The sequence below is a fragment of the Citrobacter sp. R-1.5.2 genome (assembly GCF_035064245.1).
Lineage (GTDB): Bacteria > Pseudomonadota > Gammaproteobacteria > Enterobacterales > Enterobacteriaceae > Citrobacter.
The window spans coordinates 57,770-76,401 of record NZ_JASEYC010000013.1 but is presented as its reverse complement, the minus strand read 5'-3'; the positions used below and the strand labels follow the sequence as shown (position 1 = coordinate 76,401).

At 52.3% G+C, this 18,632-nt stretch carries 15 protein-coding genes; 3 read left to right on the top strand and 12 right to left on the bottom strand.

The window, feature by feature from the left end; all coding sequences use genetic code 11:
• Positions 1–292: 292 nt before the first annotated feature.
• A complete protein-coding gene (purL, locus tag QMN38_RS20070) occupies positions 293–4,180 on the bottom strand; it encodes a phosphoribosylformylglycinamidine synthase (protein ID WP_323605797.1) in 3,888 nt (1,295 codons plus the stop codon).
• A 257-nt stretch (positions 4,181–4,437) separates the two neighbouring features.
• On the opposite strand from purL, the gene mltF reads away from it, so the two are divergent.
• Complete coding sequence (gene mltF, locus QMN38_RS20065; protein WP_323605795.1) at positions 4,438–5,988, top strand: membrane-bound lytic murein transglycosylase MltF; 1,551 nt, start codon at positions 4,438–4,440, stop codon at positions 5,986–5,988.
• 47 nt (positions 5,989–6,035) lie between these two features.
• Here the strand turns inward: mltF and tadA are convergent, their stop codons facing one another.
• From tadA to murQ, 4 genes are read right to left on the bottom strand one after another with little or no spacing between them, the layout of a single operon-like run.
• A complete protein-coding gene (tadA, locus tag QMN38_RS20060; RefSeq protein WP_323605793.1) occupies positions 6,036–6,533 on the bottom strand; it encodes a tRNA adenosine(34) deaminase TadA in 498 nt (165 codons plus the stop codon).
• A 57-nt stretch (positions 6,534–6,590) separates the two neighbouring features.
• The gene (gene yfhb / locus QMN38_RS20055; protein WP_323605792.1) at positions 6,591–7,226 is read right to left on the bottom strand and encodes a phosphatidylglycerophosphatase C; all 636 of its coding nucleotides are present in this window, start codon (positions 7,224–7,226) and stop codon (positions 6,591–6,593) included.
• A gap of 3 nt (positions 7,227–7,229) precedes the next feature.
• Positions 7,230–8,594 (bottom strand): PTS transporter subunit EIIC, encoded by a 1,365-nt coding sequence (locus tag QMN38_RS20050; RefSeq protein WP_323605790.1) that lies wholly within the window; start codon positions 8,592–8,594, stop codon positions 7,230–7,232.
• Between the two features lie 9 nt (positions 8,595–8,603).
• Positions 8,604–9,497, bottom strand: a complete 894-nt coding sequence (gene murQ, locus QMN38_RS20045; protein WP_323605789.1) for an N-acetylmuramic acid 6-phosphate etherase — start codon at positions 9,495–9,497, stop codon at positions 8,604–8,606.
• A gap of 117 nt (positions 9,498–9,614) precedes the next feature.
• Between murQ and QMN38_RS20040 the strand changes: the two genes are divergently transcribed.
• On the top strand, positions 9,615–10,463 hold the full coding sequence (locus tag QMN38_RS20040) for a MurR/RpiR family transcriptional regulator (RefSeq protein ID WP_048210891.1): 849 nt from the start codon (positions 9,615–9,617) through the stop codon (positions 10,461–10,463).
• Between the two features lie 244 nt (positions 10,464–10,707).
• Here QMN38_RS20040 and QMN38_RS20035 read toward each other — a convergent pair whose 3' ends face one another.
• Entirely contained in the window at positions 10,708–11,097 is a 390-nt protein-coding gene (locus QMN38_RS20035) for a HumD family translesion DNA polymerase (protein WP_476580379.1), read from the bottom strand.
• 2 nt (positions 11,098–11,099) lie between these two features.
• A complete protein-coding gene (locus QMN38_RS27215) occupies positions 11,100–11,342 on the bottom strand; it encodes a DNA polymerase V (protein WP_476580378.1) in 243 nt (80 codons plus the stop codon).
• A gap of 75 nt (positions 11,343–11,417) precedes the next feature.
• Here QMN38_RS27215 and QMN38_RS20025 point away from each other — a divergent pair, with 75 nt between their 5' ends.
• Positions 11,418–11,660, top strand: coding sequence for a DinI-like family protein (locus QMN38_RS20025; RefSeq protein WP_323605787.1), 243 nt, complete (start codon positions 11,418–11,420; stop codon positions 11,658–11,660).
• Between the two features lie 37 nt (positions 11,661–11,697).
• Here QMN38_RS20025 and QMN38_RS20020 read toward each other — a convergent pair whose 3' ends face one another.
• From QMN38_RS20020 to QMN38_RS20000, 5 genes are read right to left on the bottom strand one after another with little or no spacing between them, the layout of a single operon-like run.
• On the bottom strand, positions 11,698–13,128 hold the full coding sequence (locus tag QMN38_RS20020) for a phage tail fiber protein (protein WP_323605786.1): 1,431 nt from the start codon (positions 13,126–13,128) through the stop codon (positions 11,698–11,700).
• A 49-nt stretch (positions 13,129–13,177) separates the two neighbouring features.
• A complete protein-coding gene (locus QMN38_RS20015; protein WP_323605783.1) occupies positions 13,178–16,762 on the bottom strand; it encodes a TipJ family phage tail tip protein in 3,585 nt (1,194 codons plus the stop codon).
• A 52-nt stretch (positions 16,763–16,814) separates the two neighbouring features.
• A complete protein-coding gene (locus QMN38_RS20010; protein WP_323605781.1) occupies positions 16,815–17,414 on the bottom strand; it encodes a tail assembly protein in 600 nt (199 codons plus the stop codon).
• 55 nt (positions 17,415–17,469) lie between these two features.
• Positions 17,470–17,892 (bottom strand): hypothetical protein, encoded by a 423-nt coding sequence (locus tag QMN38_RS20005; RefSeq protein ID WP_323605779.1) that lies wholly within the window; start codon positions 17,890–17,892, stop codon positions 17,470–17,472.
• A gap of 29 nt (positions 17,893–17,921) precedes the next feature.
• The gene (locus QMN38_RS20000) at positions 17,922–18,632 is read right to left on the bottom strand and encodes a C40 family peptidase (RefSeq protein WP_323605777.1); all 711 of its coding nucleotides are present in this window, start codon (positions 18,630–18,632) and stop codon (positions 17,922–17,924) included.

Here is an 18,632-nt window from a genome sequence, read left to right as displayed (position 1 = left end):
ATGGCGGCGTAAATGCCTTATCCGGTCTACAAGCGCTCTTCCCCGCAGGCCTGATAAGCGCAGTGCCATCAGGCAGTCGGATGGCGGCGTAAATGCCTTATCCGGCCTACAAGTGCCCTTCCCCGTAGGCCTGATAAGCGCAGTACCATCAGGCAGTCGGATCGCGAAGTAAATGCCTTATCCGGCCTACAAATGCCCTTCCCCGTAGGCCTGATAAGCGCAGTGCCATCAGGCGCTCTGTATCTGGCTACAAAAAAGCCCCTCAAGAGGGGCTTCATGATGTTCGACCAGATTAACCGAGCTGTTTACGCGCATTACGGAAGATGCGCATCCACGGGCTGTCCTCGCCCCAGTTTTCCGGGTGCCAGGAGTTGCTCACGGTACGGAATACACGTTCCGGGTGTGGCATCATAATCGTTACGCGACCATTTTCAGTGGTAACAGCAGTGATACCGTTTGGAGAACCGTTCGGGTTAGCCGGATAGGTTTCGGTCACCTTACCGAAGTTATCAACGTAGCGCAGCGCCACCAGCCCTTTGCTCTCCAGCCCAGCCAAATGCGCATCGTCACGCACTTCCACACGACCTTCGCCGTGAGAAACCGCAATTGGCATCTGTGACCCCACCATACCCTGCAGCAGCAGAGACGGGCTTTGTGTCACTTCGACCAGGCTGAAACGCGCTTCAAAGCGATCGGAGTGGTTACGCACAAAGCGCGGCCACAGGTCGCTTCCAGGGATCAGTTCGCGCAGGTTGGACATCATCTGACAACCGTTACACACGCCGAGTGCCAACGTTTGCGGGCGATGGAAGAAGGTTTCGAACTCATCACGTACCCGATTGTTGAACAGAATCGACTTCGCCCAACCTTCGCCTGCACCAAGCACATCACCGTAAGAGAAGCCACCACAGGCCACCAGCGCCTGGAAGTTACCCAGACCAATGCGACCGCCCAGCAGATCGCTCATATGCACGTCGATAGCGTCAAAACCCGCACGGTGGAAAGCTGCCGCCATTTCTACGTGGGAGTTAACGCCCTGTTCGCGCAGCACGGCTACTTTTGGACGCGCACCGGTAGCAATATATGGAGCCGCAATATCTTCGTTGATATCAAACGACAGTTTAACGTTGAGGCCAGGATCGGCATCGTTGGTTTTAGCGTTGTGTTCCTGATCGGCACATTCCGGGTTGTCGCGCAGACGCTGCATCTGCCAGGTTGTTTCCGCCCACCACATACGCAGGGTAGTACGGCTTTCGCTAAACACCGGCTGACCTTGGGCGGTCAGGGTGAAACGATCGCCGGCTACCGCCTGACCGAGATAATGTACGCAATCAGCCAGACCGTTCGCCGCCAGAATTGCTTCTACCGCGTCACGGTCAGCAGCGCGAATCTGAATGACAGCCCCCAGCTCTTCATTAAACAGCGCCGCCAGATGATCATCGCCCAGAGTACCGATATCTGCTTCAACGCCGCAGTGACCGGTAAAGGCCATTTCTGCCAGCGTAACCAGCAGACCGCCGTCGGAGCGGTCATGGTAAGCCAGCAGCTTACGTTGTGCGACCAACGCCTGAATGGCGTCGTAGAAGCCTTTCAACTGCGTTACGTCGCGCACATCGGCAGGTTTGTCGCCCAGTTGACGGTATACCTGTGCCAGCGATGTCGCACCCAGCGCATTGTGACCAAGGCCAAGATCAATCAGCAGCAGCGCATTGTCTTCAGTAGACAGTTGCGGCGTGATTGTATGGCGCACGTCTTCCACGCGAGCAAAGGCGGTGATCACCAGTGACAGCGGGGAGGTCATTTCACGCAGCTCGTTACCTTCCTGCCAGCGGGTTTTCATCGACATGGAGTCTTTACCCACCGGGATAGTCAGGCCAAGCGCCGGACATAACTCTTCCCCGACGGCTTTTACCGCTTCGTACAGCCCGGCATCTTCACCGGGATGGCCAGCAGCCGCCATCCAGTTTGCCGACAGCTTAATGCGTTTGATGTCGCCAATCTGCGTTGCCGCAATGTTGGTCAGCGCTTCACCGACCGCCAGACGCGCAGAGGCGGAGAAGTCCAGCAGCGCGACAGGGGCTCGTTCACCGATGGACATCGCTTCACCATAGTAGCTATCCAGACTGGCGGTAGTGACCGCACAGTTCGCTACCGGGATCTGCCACGGGCCAACCATCTGGTCACGCGCCACCATCCCGGTGACAGTACGGTCGCCGATGGTCACGAGGAAGGTTTTCTCTGCTACGGTCGGCAGGTGCAGCACACGGTTTACCGCGTCAGCAATCGTAATATGCTCACGTGTCAGCAGCTCGCCTTTGGCTTTCAGCGTTTGTACGTCGCGGGTCATTTTCGGCGTTTTACCCAGCAGAACGTCCAGCGGCATGTCAATCGGCTGGTTGTCGAAGTGGCTATCGCTCAACGTCAGGTGTTGTTCTTCGGTGGCTTCACCAATCACCGCATAGGGGGCACGCTCGCGCTTACACAGTTCATCAAACAGCGGCAGTTGATCGGCGGCCACCGCCAGCACATAGCGCTCCTGAGATTCGTTACACCAGATTTCCAGCGGGCTCATACCCGGTTCATCACTCAGGATATCGCGCAACTGGAATTTGCCGCCGCGTCCGCCGTCACTGACCAGCTCCGGCATGGCATTAGACAGGCCACCCGCACCAACATCGTGGATGAACAGGATCGGGTTAGCGTCCCCCATCTGCCAGCAACGGTCGATAACTTCCTGGCAGCGACGCTCCATTTCCGGGTTGTCGCGCTGTACGGAAGCGAAATCAAGATCGGCATCAGACTGGCCGGAAGCCATAGATGATGCCGCACCACCGCCCAGGCCGATGTTCATCGCCGGACCGCCGAGGACGATCAGCTTAGCACCCACCACGATCTCGCCTTTCTGCACGTGATCTTCACGGATATTGCCGATCCCACCCGCCAGCATGATCGGTTTGTGGTAACCGCGCAGCTCTTCACCGTTATGGCTGTTCACTTTCTCTTCATAGGTGCGGAAGTAGCCCGTCAGCGCAGGACGACCAAATTCGTTGTTAAACGCAGCACCACCCAGTGGACCTTCGGTCATAATATCCAGTGCGGTGACAATACGGTCCGGCTTGCCAAAATCTTCTTCCCACGGCTGTTCAAAGCCCGGGATACGCAGGTTGGAAACGGAGAAACCCACCAGCCCGGCTTTCGGTTTCGCACCGCGCCCGGTTGCACCTTCATCGCGAATTTCACCGCCAGAGCCCGTTGCGGCACCTGGCCACGGCGAGATCGCCGTCGGGTGGTTATGGGTTTCAACCTTCATCAGGATATGAGCAGGCTCCTGATGGAAATCGTAGCGACCGGTCTGGTGGTCAGCAAAGTAGCGACCCACTTCAGAACCTTCCATCACCGCTGCGTTATCTTTATAGGCAGACAGGACGTGCTCCGGCGTGGTTTCAAAGGTGTTTTTGATCATCTTGAACAGCGATTTCGGCTGCTGCTTACCGTCGATCACCCAGTCGGCATTAAAAATTTTATGGCGGCAGTGCTCGGAGTTGGCCTGTGCAAACATGTACAGTTCGATGTCGTTCGGGTTGCGTCCCAGCTTAGTGAACGCATCTTGCAGATAGTCGATTTCATCTTCTGCCAGCGCAAGCCCCAGACGCAGGTTAGCGTCAATCAACGCCCGGCGTCCTTCACCCAGCAGGTCAACGCTGGAAACCGGCGCAGGCTGGTGATGAACAAACAGTTTTTCAGCATCGCTCAGCGCAGAGAAAACCGTTTCCATCATGCGGTCATGCAGAATATTGGCAACCGTCAGCCACTGCTCAGCAGTCAGCGTGGAGGCCTCAACATACCAGGCAATGCCACGTTCCAGGCGGCTAATCTGTTGCAGGCCGCAGTTATGGGCAATATCAGTCGCTTTAGAAGACCACGGGGAGATGGTACCCGGGCGAGGCGTGACCAGCAGCAGTTTGCCTTCAGGGGCATGACTGTGAAGAGCAGGACCATATTTCAGCAGACGTGCAAGTTGCGCGCGCTCGTCCTCATTCAATGGTGCATTCAGATCGGCAAAATGGACGTACTCGGCGTAAATATTGTGGACCTGGAGGTTGGCAGCCTGAAAACGTGCCAGCAGTTTGTTAATACGGAATGCAGACAGTGCAGGTGAACCACGCAGAATTTCCATCATAAGTCTCTCGTCTTCTAAGCTTTCGGTGTGCCCAAGTGGGGGAAACGGGCGTCATTATAAAGAATCTACCGCGCCGACGAAACCGTTTGCGTCGAAATAAAATCACGACTTTGTCTTATCATCAAATGCGGTCTGTTTTCTGAATAAGTTGCCAACTGACGCAAGTTTAAGCAAAATGCCGCTCATTAATGACTAATTCACTTCTTAATCAATACCACAGCACGCAGAGACAACGTACGGTTCAGAGAATTAACTAATTGAAAAAATTAAAGATTAATTATCTGTTCATCGGTATTTTGACGCTGTTGTTGGCAGCGGCCCTCTGGCCATCCATCCCCTGGTTCGGTAAAGCCGACAATCGTATCGCCGCCATTCAGTCGCGGGGAGAGCTGCGCGTCAGTACCATCGACTCGCCGCTCACTTACGCCACGCTTAATGGGAAAAAGTTTGGACTGGATTACGAACTGACCAAAGCCTTCGCCAACTACCTGGGTGTGAAGCTGAAAATCACCGTACGCCAGAACATCAGCCAGCTTTTTGACGACCTGGATAACGGGAATGCCGATCTGTTAGCCGCGGGTCTGGTGTATAACAGTGAGCGCGTTAAAAATTATCAGCCGGGTCCGACCTACTATTCCGTATCGCAACAACTGGTGTATCGGGTTGGGCAATATCGCCCTCGCAGCCTTGCCAGTGTGACCGAAAATCAGCTGACCATCGCCCCGGGACACGTGGTGATAAACGACCTCCAGCAGTTAAAAGAAAAAAAATATCCGGACCTGAGCTGGAAAGTTGATGAGAAAAAGGGCACCACTGAACTGCTTGATGATGTCATCGCCGGTAAGCTGGACTATACCATCGCGGATTCCGTCGCCATCAGCCTGTACCAGCGTGTACACCCTGAGCTGGCCGTCGCGCTGGATGTCTCCGACGAACAGCCGGTGACCTGGTTCAGCCGTCTGGACGATGACAATACGCTGTCCGCTGCCCTGCTGGATTTCTTCAATACCATGAATGAAGACGGCTCGCTTGCGCGGCTGGAAGAAAAGTACCTTGGGCATGGCGATGATTTTGACTATGTTGATACCCGCACCTTCCTGCGTGCGGTTGATAGCGTGTTACCGGATCTGAAGCCACTTTTTGAGAAATATGCGCAGGAAATAGACTGGCGACTGCTCGCGGCAATCTCTTACCAGGAATCACACTGGGACGCGCAGGCCACCTCCCCGACCGGTGTACGCGGTCTGATGATGCTGACCAAAAATACTGCCCAGAGCCTTGGGCTCACTGATCGTACCGATGCCGAACAGAGCATCAGCGGCGGCGCGCGATATTTGCAGGACATGATGAGCAAAGTGCCGGATACCGTGCCCGAAGGAGAACGTATCTGGTTTGCACTCGCCGCTTACAATATGGGCTACGCACATATGCTGGATGCGCGGGCGCTGACGGTAAAAACCAAAGGCAACCCGAACAGTTGGTCCGATGTAAAACAACGTCTGCCGCTGCTCAGTCAAAAGCCGTATTACAACAAGCTGACCTATGGCTATGCACGCGGTCACGAAGCCTACGCCTATGTGGAAAATATCCGTAAGTACCAGATAAGTCTGGTGGGATACCTGCAAGAGAAAGAAAAGCAGGCGATTGAAACACAGCGACTGGCACAGGATTACCCGGCGGTATCATCCACAGAACTGTTAGGCGAGGAGAAGTTTCCGCTGGCGGCATTCCTGTCTCAGACCTCATCAAGCTATCTGTCGCACTCCCCTTCTCTGCTATTTTCGACGCAGAAAAAAGAGCAGAAGTAGTCTTTGAAGGGAATTAGCGCAACACCCTCAGGCAATCAGATCGGTATTCACACGTTGGAGGATTTTTTCAGGGCTTTAATTTCCTGACGACGCATACGGAAAAAATCGCTGAGCAACGTGGCACATTCATCGCGTAACACGCCTTCAGTCACGTCAACCCGATGGTTCATGCCTGGATGATGCAGTACGTCCATTAACGAACCCGCCGCCCCCGTTTTCGCATCGCGCGCACCAAAAACTACCCGGCCAATACGGCTGTGCACCATCGCACCAGCACACATGACGCACGGTTCCAGTGTGACATACAACGTTGCATCCAGCAGACGGTAGTTTTGTAGCACCAGACCGCCCTGGCGCAACGCCATGATTTCAGCGTGGGCGGTAGGATCATGATGGCCAATCGGCCGATTCCAGCCTTCGCCAATCACGCGGTTGTTGAGGACCAATACTGCACCCACCGGGACTTCACGCTCATCCCAGGCGCGCTTAGCCAGCGTTAAAGCATGACGCATCCAGTATTCGTGGCTAAATTCAACTTCAGACAAAGGGGATAACTCCAGTAATCAAAGCGGGCGCATTATACACAGACGCTATCGTTTACTCTATTCGAGTTGTTGCAGCTCCCCGCGCGGCGTGACGCGCCAGCGATGCTGGCAAAAAGAGAGCAGTGGATTGTCCTGCTTGCTGTCGCTGTAACCGCTGTAAAGATGCAACGGCGCGCCAATCTGCTGTTCCAGTTGCGCCACTTTTTCATGCCCCAGACAGCGCAGCGGCAATACCCAGCCCCCGTATCCACGCGCCATTTGACTGGCGATCAAATTGACACGCGGCAGCCACGGCGTATCGAAGTAAACCTGCTCCACCAGCGACTGCGGGGAACCGGTGATCAGCCAAATATCAGCATCTGAGCTTAACAGGTACGTCGTCAGACGCTGCTGCACGACCGGAAATGCCGTCACATGCCCGCGAAACCAGCGCACAAAATCGGCCTGATGTGCCTTCAGGTGCGCTTCACTGCGGCCAAAGGTACAGCCCCACAACAGCAGGCTCATGGGCCAGCGGGCAGCTCGCCCTTTAATTAACATTGCCAGCGCAATAATCGGCAACAGGGGCAGCACCAGCAACGCATTTAGCGGTTGGCGACGCAACAGAAAACGTAAGAAACTGCCGAACATATCCTGCTGGTGTAACGTGCCATCCAAATCAAAAAAAACAACGCGACGCTGGTGACTGGTCAAACCTTATTCCTCTGGATCGTTGAACCCCAATAGCCAGGTAAACAGGAACCCGGCAATAACCGCTACCAGATAGCCTAACAGATAGAACATCACTTTTCCGGCAACAATCGTCAGTGCCAACGGCAATCCCGAGATGCCAAAGGTGATGACCGTCGCCACCTTCCAGTAGCTGATCAGCGCCCCACCAACTGCACCACCGAGACAGGCACCGATAAACGGCTTGCCTAATGGCAATGTCACACCAAAAATCAGCGGTTCGCCAATACCCAGCAATCCGACCGGTAGCGCGCTTTTAATCACTTTTTTCAGCCGTGCGTTACGGGTTTTCATCAGTACCGCAATAGCCGCACCGACTTGCCCCACTCCCGCCATCGCCAGAATAGGAAAGAGTGCGTTATACCCGTGCGCCTGTACCAGCTCTACATGGATAGGGACCAATCCCTGATGGAGTCCGGTGAGAACCAGTGGCAGAAAGGTGCCTGCCAGCACCGCCCCCACCAGGAAGCCACCGCGATCGATAGCCCAGGAAGCGCCATGGGCAATGGATTCGGCTATCCAGCCACCAAGCGGTTGCAGCGCCACAATGGCGATGGTCCCGGTAATAAGGGTGGTCAGTAGTGGATTAAGGATCAGCTCAAGAGACTCCGGCAGCACTTCGCGGAATTTACGCTCAATCCAGCACATTAGCGCCACCACCAGTAGCACCGCGATCACCCCACCGCGTCCCGGCTGCAAGGCCTCGCCAAACAAGGTAATTTGCGCCAGTTGCGGGCTGGAGAGAATGCCGGCCATCACGCCCCCCATCGCCAGCGAACCACCAAATACTTTGGCAGTATTCACCCCGACAAGGATGTTCATAATGGCAAACACGGCGCTACCGAAAATGCCTAACAGTCCCAACATATTCGGATAGTGGGTAGCCAAGTCCCCCACGATGTCCGGACGTTTGAGGATGTTAATGATACCGGTAATCAAACCGGAGGCGATAAACGCCGGAATAAGCGGGATAAAAACGTTAGCCAGTTTACGCAGCGCGTCACTCATCGGCGCTTTGTACTTCGCTTTGGCCTCTGATTTTGTCCGCTCAATATCCCCCACATTGGAACGTTCGCCGCCATCGGCAATCAGGGAACGCATGGCATCGACCACTTTCGCGGCTTTGCCCGGACCAACAATAATCTGGTGCTGCGCCCCCTGCTTCACGTAGCCGCTAACGCCCGGCAGTTGCTTGAGTCGGGAAATATCGAGCTGAGCGTCATCCTGTACTTCCACTCTGACGCGCGTCATACAGTTTTCCAGGCGCAGAATATTTTTCTCTCCGCCCACACCCAGCAGAATATCGCTGGCAAGCACCGCCGTTTTATCCATATCAGCCTCTTAGTGTTCTAACGCCGCGCGTAAAAAACCCTGATGTGCAGCCAGTTTTTCCCGGGCTGAAGTAGCATCGAGACCAGTTAGAGCCATCAAAATGGCGGGCTTAACATCAAAATCGGTCTGTTTCAGCAGAGCTTGCGCCTGGTCATACGCAATACCGGTGGCTTCCACGACCATGCGACACGCCCGGTCTACCAGCTTAACGTTGGTCGCTTTCATATCCACCATCAGGTTCTGATATACCTTGCCAAATTTCACCATTGCACCGGTAGAAATCATATTAAGCACCAGTTTTTGCGCAGTACCGGACTTCAGTCGCGTTGAGCCTGTCAGGGCCTCCGGGCCAACAACCGGTGATATGGCGATGTCCGCTTCACGCGCAATGGGGGAATCCGGATTACAGGAAATCGCCACCGTGGTGCAGCCTACGGAACGAGCATATTGCAAGCCGCCAATCACATAGGGTGTACGCCCGGATGCCGCCAGACCAACCACTAAATCCTGTACCGTAAGGTTGAGCGAACGAAGATCATCTTCACCCAGTTGCGGGTTATCTTCTGCACCTTCAACGGCCTTCAGCAATGCCCCCGGACCGCCGGCAATCAGGCCAACAACCCGTCCATGTGGTACACCAAAAGTCGGTGGGCACTCAGACGCATCCAGTACACCAAGACGCCCGCTGGTGCCCGCCCCCATGTAGATAATCCGTCCGCCCGCTTTTAACGCGTCAGCCGCCGCATCGACCGCAAGCGCAACTTCAGTCAGAGTTGCTTTTACAGCAGCGGCTACCAGCGTATCCTGTTGATTAAAACGATGAACCAACTCAAGCGTGGATAACGCATCAAGATCCATAGTCTGAGGATTGCGGCTTTCTGACACTAACGCACCGAGATTCATTTTTTGTTCCTTAGGAATTTTTAATTCATATTAATCCGTTATAATGGAATATAATATTCACCCAGGCGAGTGAAATTTTGTTTTGTAATCGCCATCACGTTTTCGCCAGGAGACAGCATGAACTGTTTGATTCGCATTCGTCAGCGTTACCCGGACCTCGCGCAAAGCGATAAAAAGCTTGCGGATTACCTCCTCGCACAGCCGGATACTGCGCGTCATCTCAGTTCACAGCAACTCGCTTTTGAAGCGGGCGTCAGCCAGTCCAGCGTCGTGAAGTTCGCACAAAAAATGGGGTTTAAAGGGTTTCCCGCACTGAAACTGGCGATCAGCGAAGCACTGGCCAGTAATCCCAATCCCCATTCTATCCCAGTGCATAATCAGATCCGCGGCGACGACCCAATGCGTCTGGTTGGTGAAAAACTGATTCAGGAGAACGTTGCGGCCATGCACGCCACACTGGATATCAACAGCGAAGAAAAGCTGATGGAAAGCGTTGCCTTGTTACGCTCAGCCCGACGCATTGTCCTGACCGGAATTGGTGCCTCTGGGCTGGTGGCACAGAATTTTGCCTGGAAACTGCTGAAAATTGGTTTTAACGCGGTAGTGGAACGCGATATGCACGCACTGCTGGCAACGGTACAGGCGCTTTCGCCGGGCGATCTCCTGTTGGCGATTTCCTATACCGGGGAACGTCGTGAACTCAACCTGGCTGCGGATGAAACATTGCGCACCGGTGCCAAAATTCTTGCCATCACCGGATTTACACCCAATGCCCTGCAACAGCGAGCAAGCCATTGCCTGTATACGATTGCCGAAGAACAAGCGACGCGCAGCGCGGCAATTTCATCGACGCACGCACAGATGATGCTTACAGATTTATTGTTTATGGCGCTGGTTCAGCAAGATTTAGAACATGCTCCGGAACGAATTCGCCACAGTGAAGCGCTGGTAAAAAAACTGGTCTGAACAAAGAATGCGCGTATAATGCCCGCCCGATTTGTGATGTTTTGAGAGTTTCCTGATGGCCCTGTTAATCACTAAAAAGTGTATCAATTGCGATATGTGCGGCAAACAGGAAAAATAACAATATATTCAATAAAATAGTAGTATGTGTTATTGATTGCGTTGCTGGTTTTTGTAGAGAAAATAATTTTAATAAAAACCCAGCAACACAAAATTTAAATCGACATAGCAACACATCGCTTGTCGCTTACATCACCGGGCAGTCATCAAACTCTGCGGTCCTGGCATTATTGATAATGTAAGTGATCACCCCGAATATAGCGTGTGAAGAATTGTAGCTATCATCGTCTACTGGCAGCGCCTCCCTTCTCCCGTTCTCCAGATTAACCAAGTGGGGCTGAGGATGAGTCCGATATCGCTTGATCCTGAATTCCCCATCTATCGCGCATATCAGCAGCGAGCCATCACAGGGAGAAAGTGACGCATCAACAACAAGTAGCGCCCCCTGGATTATCCCTTCCCTGAAATGTGAACGCGATGCCCGCATGAAATAAGTCGCTGCGGGCTGACTGATTAACTGCTGATCGAGGGAGATCCTTGTTTCAACGTAATCTGCCGCAGGTGAAGGAAAGCCCATGGCTAGAGTCCTCCGTTTGGATTGAACAACTGAAAGGTTCGGTTCTCGCCTTCCTGCGTTGATACATCGCGGAATGTTGTCACATAACACTCGATCCATTCGTTGGCCTGCTTCATCGTCCAGCTCCAGTTAACCTTGCTCAGTTCCTGGACAAACCGTTGCGTGGTTACGGTCTTCCGGCCATTTGGTTCCTGCTGTATCGAAGCATACCAGGCTATTTCAATATCGCTGCGTCGTGGCATCATCACGCCCTCTCTTGAATACCGGATAAAAACACAGTATAAATACTGTATATCCATCCAGTAAAGGAGCAATGAGCAATGTTCGTGGAACTCGTTTATGACAAAAGGAATTTTGATGGTCTGCCCGGTGCAAAAGATATCATTCTGGGCGAACTGAGTAAGAGGGTTCACCGGATTTTCCCCGATGCTGATGTCCGGGTAAAACCGATGATGACATTGCCGGCGATCAACACTGACGCCAGCAAGCATGAGAAAGAACAGATAAGCCGGACTGTTCAGGAAATGTTTGAAGAGGCTGAGTTCTGGTTAGCTGAAGATTAACAAGCAGATATGCCTGGCTGTAGCATTATTACATCAACTATCGCGGCTGGGTGCTCTGCTGATTTTCAGAACGAGCCTGCTCAGCCTGTTCCATTGCTATCCTCATTTCCTCCTGACGTTGATTAAAGATACTGTCTGCAGGCATTTCAACACGCAGATCCACCCAGCGCCCAGCAGGGATATCGACAGGTTCCCCGTCTTTTACGGTTTCAATAAAAGTCTCATTATCAGATGTGTGGCCAATTAAATTACGGGCAAACTCCGGTGCCGATGGATGTGTCCGGTGGTACGTTTTCAGCAGAATGGAACCATCTGACTCGACTTTATAATCCACCCACAACAGGGGCTGTTTGTTTCGGTCGAGCGGTATCTCAATGCCGCCATCGATACCCCCCCATGCTGGAGCTGAGTTGAAGCCCAAAACGCCAGAAATACGATAAACGCCAACGTCAAGACGTTCTGTGAAGGCCCCCTCTGCCTGGTAGTTAACTTCCGCCGATCCGTCGCCTTTCAGTTTAACAATCGGAGATGCTTTTTTAATGAAACCATTACCGTCTATTGTTGTATTTACCGTGTCGTACAACGTCCGTGACCAAATACCGGTATTTTTTTGTGCCGCCATAACGGTAATCTTACCCGACGCACTATATGGAAACTGAATGGCACCAAATGTATCTCCTGTATAAACTGAGATGCTGGCTCCGTAGGCGGTGTGAGGCGTGGATGTAATTTGTGTATTATTTCTAAATGCACAAAGCCCGTTTTCCGACAGCGCGCTGAAAATATCATTATTAGAGGCTGCATTAATATCCAGATAATGTGATGTCCCGGCACCAATCCCCCACATATCACCCACAACGGGTACATTCCCGGTTGATTTTCCCGCATTTCTGGTTGCCGAGGTTCCCAGACCAAGTTTAGTTCTCGCCCCGGATTCACTATTACTTCCAGTTCCCCCACGCGTAATACTCAGGGGGGTAGTGAGTCCTTCCAGACTGGTGATGTCAGAGTTAGCCCCTTTTTTGGCGTAATCATTGAGAGCAGACTTATCCGCCTTAAGGTTTACACTACTGATTAACTTTTTCGCTGATGGTCCTGTTGTCTGGCTGGTATCAGGGAGCGTAATGGTTACATCACCATCTGCAGTGAAAAATTGCTGCCAGTTCTGTTTGTCGTAGTTCAGGCCGCGAAGCGCCTCCGCGCTCTGGGTCACCAGCGCGGCAGTAACCATATTCAGTGCCACACGAGGAACGGCTGACCATGCTGCACCCGATTGCGTGGGACCGGTAAAGTTACTGACCAGCGTCAGTGATGTATTGCTATTGACGGTCTTAACCGGGAGGGTGTATGGAATACCACCCACTGTAACAACAATAAAATCTCCGGCTGCCAGCTCTGTAGTAAATGCAGTTCCGCTGCCCATTACGGCTGCAGAATTGTTTGTTAGTGTCAGGGTTCCTGCGCTCATTGAGTCCTCACGTTACAATTATTATTTAGCTGTCGTACGATGTGTGCAATTAGCCACCGGAGAAATTCCCAGAGGAACGTCCAACCATTATTGTGGGGCTATAAAGTGAATGCTGGTAACTACCAGTTGCCTCTTCCCGGAGTGTGATTGATACGATATCCGCCGTCGTAACAATGGAGTGCGTAACAACGAACGGGACGGTGCTGCCGCTACTGGAACCACCGCTTGATGTTGAAAACGTGTATCTTTTTTCGTTTCCGTTAATGCTGATAATAATCGTTGCCGAAGTTGCTGTTGATACAAGACTCCTCACCTGACATCCAACCTGGAACAATATTGTTTTTTGTAGCCCTAAACTGGAACTGTCTTTATATGTGAACGTTTTGGTGTTAATTGGCTCGTTCAATCCGGGATAATCGTTATATGTGTATAGGGCAACAATATCGCCCACAAATTTCCGGGCTGATACGGTGCCAGAGAATTCCCCGTCTTTAGCATGAATATCGCCAGTGAACGATCCGCCGGTTGCATATACAGTTCCGCGTACGGTTACATCGTTAAATTCAGCCTGCCCAGTTTTATCAATATTCCAGCCGGTCAATCCTGCCTGGTAATTATTCGAGCGTATGTAATTACCAATTTTTGTATTGGTAATACTGCCATCCTGAATAAACGCATCACTGATAAAGACCTGACCATTGACCACCGCAAAGGGTGAATATTGCGTATCGCCGCTGCCACTCATCAGGACGAACTGATTAGCGTTAAACCCGACGCGGGTGACTACCGGCTTACCCGCTTCTGCCTGCACTGCAATCGACATTCCGGCGTTATACATCACACCGTTAATCCGTACTCCGGTTTTGAGGGTGTAAATCGCAGATGCTCCGGAGGCATCAACCACGGCGGTGAGTTTATCTTCCAGTGCGGCAGTCACATCATTGAACTGCGCCTGCACCTGCGTGGACATTTCAGCCATGGCCTTATCCACCTGCGCAATGGTCGTTTTAACCACCAGAATATCCGCGCGCACTTCGCCGTACTGCGCCCACTGGTGTTCCACCGTTCCATGGTTGGCCAGCGCATTCTGCAACGCAGCTTCCAGATTAGTATCAATGTCACTTGTCAGGCGATCACCGTCGGCAGACGTCAGAAAATCATCGGCAATATCGCCCAGGTAGTCGTCAGCATTCGCGTTGGATTCACCACGAACCCAGTCGGTCCAGCCTGATTCATTACCCGTTCTGTCAACCAGCTGCGCGCGGTACCAGAACTCCTGTCCCGCCTTCAGTCCCAGTTGGGTGTATTCGGCTGACGGATAAGGCACATCCGACAGCAAAAGAGGATTAGAGAAATCACTGTTCGCGGTGTACTGAATTTCCGTTTTCAGCGTATCCCCGGTGTTAGCCGGGAATCCCCAGTTCAGGCGAATCCCCCAGTTGATCGGCGTTGTCGCAAAGCCGACAGGTTTCGGTGGATTTCCCACCTTGCCCGTCAGCGTTTTCTCTTCGGAGTAGCCCCAGCCAGAGGATATTTCAGCGGCATTAATAGCGCGCACGCGCACAAGGTAACGCCCGGCATAAATACCCGGAACATCGAATGACGTGGTGGAGCTGCGCGGCACATTTACCCAGTTACCATCATTGCGGCGCCACTGCGCTTCATAGGCGATAGCATTCTGCGCCTGGTCCCAGCTCACCCGCATGGTTTCGACGCTGATATTCTGCTGCACCACTGAAAACGAGTTGATCACAATGTTAGCCGGCGGCGACTGGTTACCCGGCGGGATCACACTCACCGGCCGCTGGTCAATGATGGCTCCGGTATCGATACGGGTATATTTATCCGGGTCATGCCATGCGCCAGTAATAGAAAAAGTGCCATCATCATTATCGGAGACGCTGACAACTCGATACTGCTGGGCGTAGAGCTCGTCTGACTCAACCACCCATACAGCTTCGGCCTGCGGTGTCTCACTGTATGCCGTAGTGACTGTGACTGATTCCCCGTTAACCGCCTGAATAGTCCTGCTCTGTGACGCGCCGGAGGGAAGATTGAGAATAAGGCGATCGCCTGCTGCTGCATCAGCTACGCGGTCAAGTTTTATCACGCGACCGTTAACAGCACTGATGCGGCCACCCATAACTTTGCCAGACAGAAGCTCGTCTGACACCGCGATGATGTATCCCGGCTGCGGAATGTTTCCGTCCAGGCCAACATCAAACGAAACAACGCGATCCTTATTGTTGGTGAGAATACCCCAGCGCCCCTTTCGGTTCGCTTCTGATTGCCGGGTGCAGCCGATGGCTGTCATTTCCAGCTGATTAAATCCGTACCGCGCCACCAGCGCCTGCTCAAATACCGGCTCCATCGCGTCTGCGTAGGCGTTACCGGGATCTGACCATGAAACTAGTGCTGTGGTGTAGCGGCTTTTTGTCGTGCTGCTGGAATAAGCAAATCGGCCATCGATGACATTAGCGCGCGTATAGCTGTAATCAATGTCGCGTGGCATATCTGCCAGGCTAACTATCTGATCGCCGCCCCAGTAAGTCATACCCCTGAATATTGCGGCAAAATCCCGAAGCACGGTGTATGCCTCACTTCTGCTCTGCACATAAACATTACAGATATAACGAGGTTCAGTACCGCTACCACCTTTGCCATCAGGCACTTCCTGATCACAATACTTGGCAACCTGATAAAGCCCCCATTTATCAATATTGGCTGCCGTAAGACGGTTACCAAGCCCAAAACGGTCTGTCACCACCAGATCGTAAAAAATCCAGGCGGGGTTATCAGTCCATGCCCACTTAAACGACCCCGTCCAGGTGCCGCTGTATGTTCGTGTTTCTGGATCATAGGTATCAGGCACGCGAATAACACGCCCACGCGGTTCACAGGATATTTGCGGAATTGAGCCATTGAACTGGCTGGAATCAAACTCGATGTAAAGCAGCGCTGTGTTCGGATAACGCAGCTTCGCGTCAATGACCTCAGTGAAACTTTGCAGCGTCATCGTGTCGCCGATCTTCGCACTGTTGGCATCAGCAGTAATCTTGCGTAGCCGGATGGCCCACGTGCTGCCAGCCTGGGGCAAATCAATACGGTGGCTGCGCTCGTAACCCGATGTCGTTTTGCCAGTCACGCTGGTATTGAGTACCGTCTGCCATGTGCCACTGTCCGTCTGCAGGTCGATTGCATAATTAACTGAGTAGCCGACTAGATCGCCGTCGTCCTCCTGCTTATATAACGATGGCCATTTCAGGCGCAGACGAACAGCAGAGATCTGCGTATTGGTAAACGTGCGCGTCCAGGCTGTAGCGCTTGATACCTCTGTACCCACGCTGATTTCATTTTCGGTACCGGGAATACCCTGAATATATTTTTGCGCCTGTGTACCCGGGCGAAACTCCCAGGTCACACCGCTGAAATTTTGCGATCCGTCTGCGTTCTCCAGCGCTGTGCCATCAAGATAAATATCTTTACCCGTTAGTTGACCGGAAAACTCCCCCTCTCCCAGCGCCATAAGGATTTTGGCTTTTGCTACTGACTGCAAATCATCAGGCTGTTCAGTGGGAGTTCGGGAACTGGAGCTGCCGCCCTTGCGGCCTGTTAACGCTTTTTCTGTAGCCATATTCAACCCATAAAAAAGCCACCCGGAGGTGGCCTGAAAGAAGGTTTCTTATCTACTGCTGATCTTCGACATAAATACCGGCAGAAATGATTGCGCCACCGATTCGTCGGCGACCGTAAAGAAGCGGTACCGGGTAGCCCTGCGATGCCGTGTTGGTTACTCCGCCAAACGCGTATGAAGCCTGGTTATCTGCCGATTGTTTACTAGCCAGACCAGAGGCCTGAGGTGAAAGCATCTGGATTACACCACCAGCCATAAGACCTACACCGGCACTAAGCAATGCGCCGCCAACAGGCGCAGCCCATCCATAAGACAACCCTGAAACCACAACCCCAACCACGACCAAGACTGCACCCAAGATAGTCTGTAACAGACCTGCTTTTTTGCTTCCAATAATTACCGGAACAATTCTAATCACTTCCCCATTTAATGGGTATCCAAGATCATCTTTACCAATATTTTTCTTACCGCGAAATACTGCGAAGGTTAAGCCTCTCTTCTTACTGTTATTGAGATACTGTTCAAAGCCTTTAATCGTGCAACAAAGAGCCCTTACAGCCTCACTAGCCGTGGAGATATAACGGTTATGTATCTTGCCGAACGTTTTTCCTAATACTCCGCCAAGTTCAATTTGGATATTCTCTTCCTGCATAAGTACTCCAATAAAAAAGCCCACCAATTGGTGGGCTTCTTGTGGTCTATTATAATCACTTAAGAGGTAATGGTTTCACATCAACGTTCCCGCTAGGGTCAGCAAATAAACGCACTGCCTTTGTTTCACCATCCTTAAGATTTACATAATTTCCAACGGGTACGGAATCTGATATGCAAAGTTTACCTTCACCCTTTATCGCAACGCTCCATTCCCCGGGTTTAAGATGAAATATGGCCTTTTCAGCTGGATTTAGAATCGCAGCCTTCTCGTCATTTAAATAAACCCCAGTAAAACAACCGCTACCAAGGTACCCACTATCGCGCACGACAATCAAAGTTGCATTTTTGTCAGTCGTTTTATCCTGATATTTCAATACTCTATTCTGGGGAGCTTGCTCAGCCTGTTCAGGAAGAACTGCCTGGGTGGCACATCCAGATAAACTGATTAAAGTAGCTGCAAAAAAAAGCTTTTTCATGTCCATATCCCCTTTGGTTTTACAAAAGGTTAGCACAGAGACTTGTAGCGTAGAACCTTCATAGTTCGTTCCTGCCAGTAGCCACCATACGGAACACGCTGGCTCAGGTGACCATACAGATGGTGCAGCATCATATTTCCTTCCAGCAGAATTCCCGCGTGATTCCACTTATCGGCCTGCACCTGCATAATCACCATGTCGCCTGGTTTCGGTGGGCCGTCGAACTCGCGGAAACCGCATTCAAACCAGCACTCCTGATAGAAGTTTTCCGGATAATCATTTTCCCACCAGGGGTAATCCACCCTGTAATCGTGCAGCTCAATACCGTGGGTCTGGCGGAAGTAACTCATCACCAGCCCCCAGCAGTCAAAATGCCCAAGCACAAACGGACGCTCCAGCAGTGGCAACTCCCCGCGAGGCTGGATAGTACGTAAATCCCCTTCGGGCCAGCTCACAATGTGCCAGGGCAGAAGCGTTGCATCGCATTGTGCTTTATCCAGTTCGCTCGGCTGCGTCGTGGCGTCAGGGTGGCTATGAACGATGGCGATCACCGTTCCCCAGTCCTCAGCTGCTGCGTAGTCCTCCGGAGAGAGATGAAAGTTTTCTGTCGGATCAACGGAAAGATTACGGCAAGGAAAGTAACGCTCAACACGGCTTTTCTGCGCCACCACGCCGCAGCATTCACGAGGATATTCAGCAGCCGCATGCGACATAATGACATCAATCGTTTTCTGGCGCAT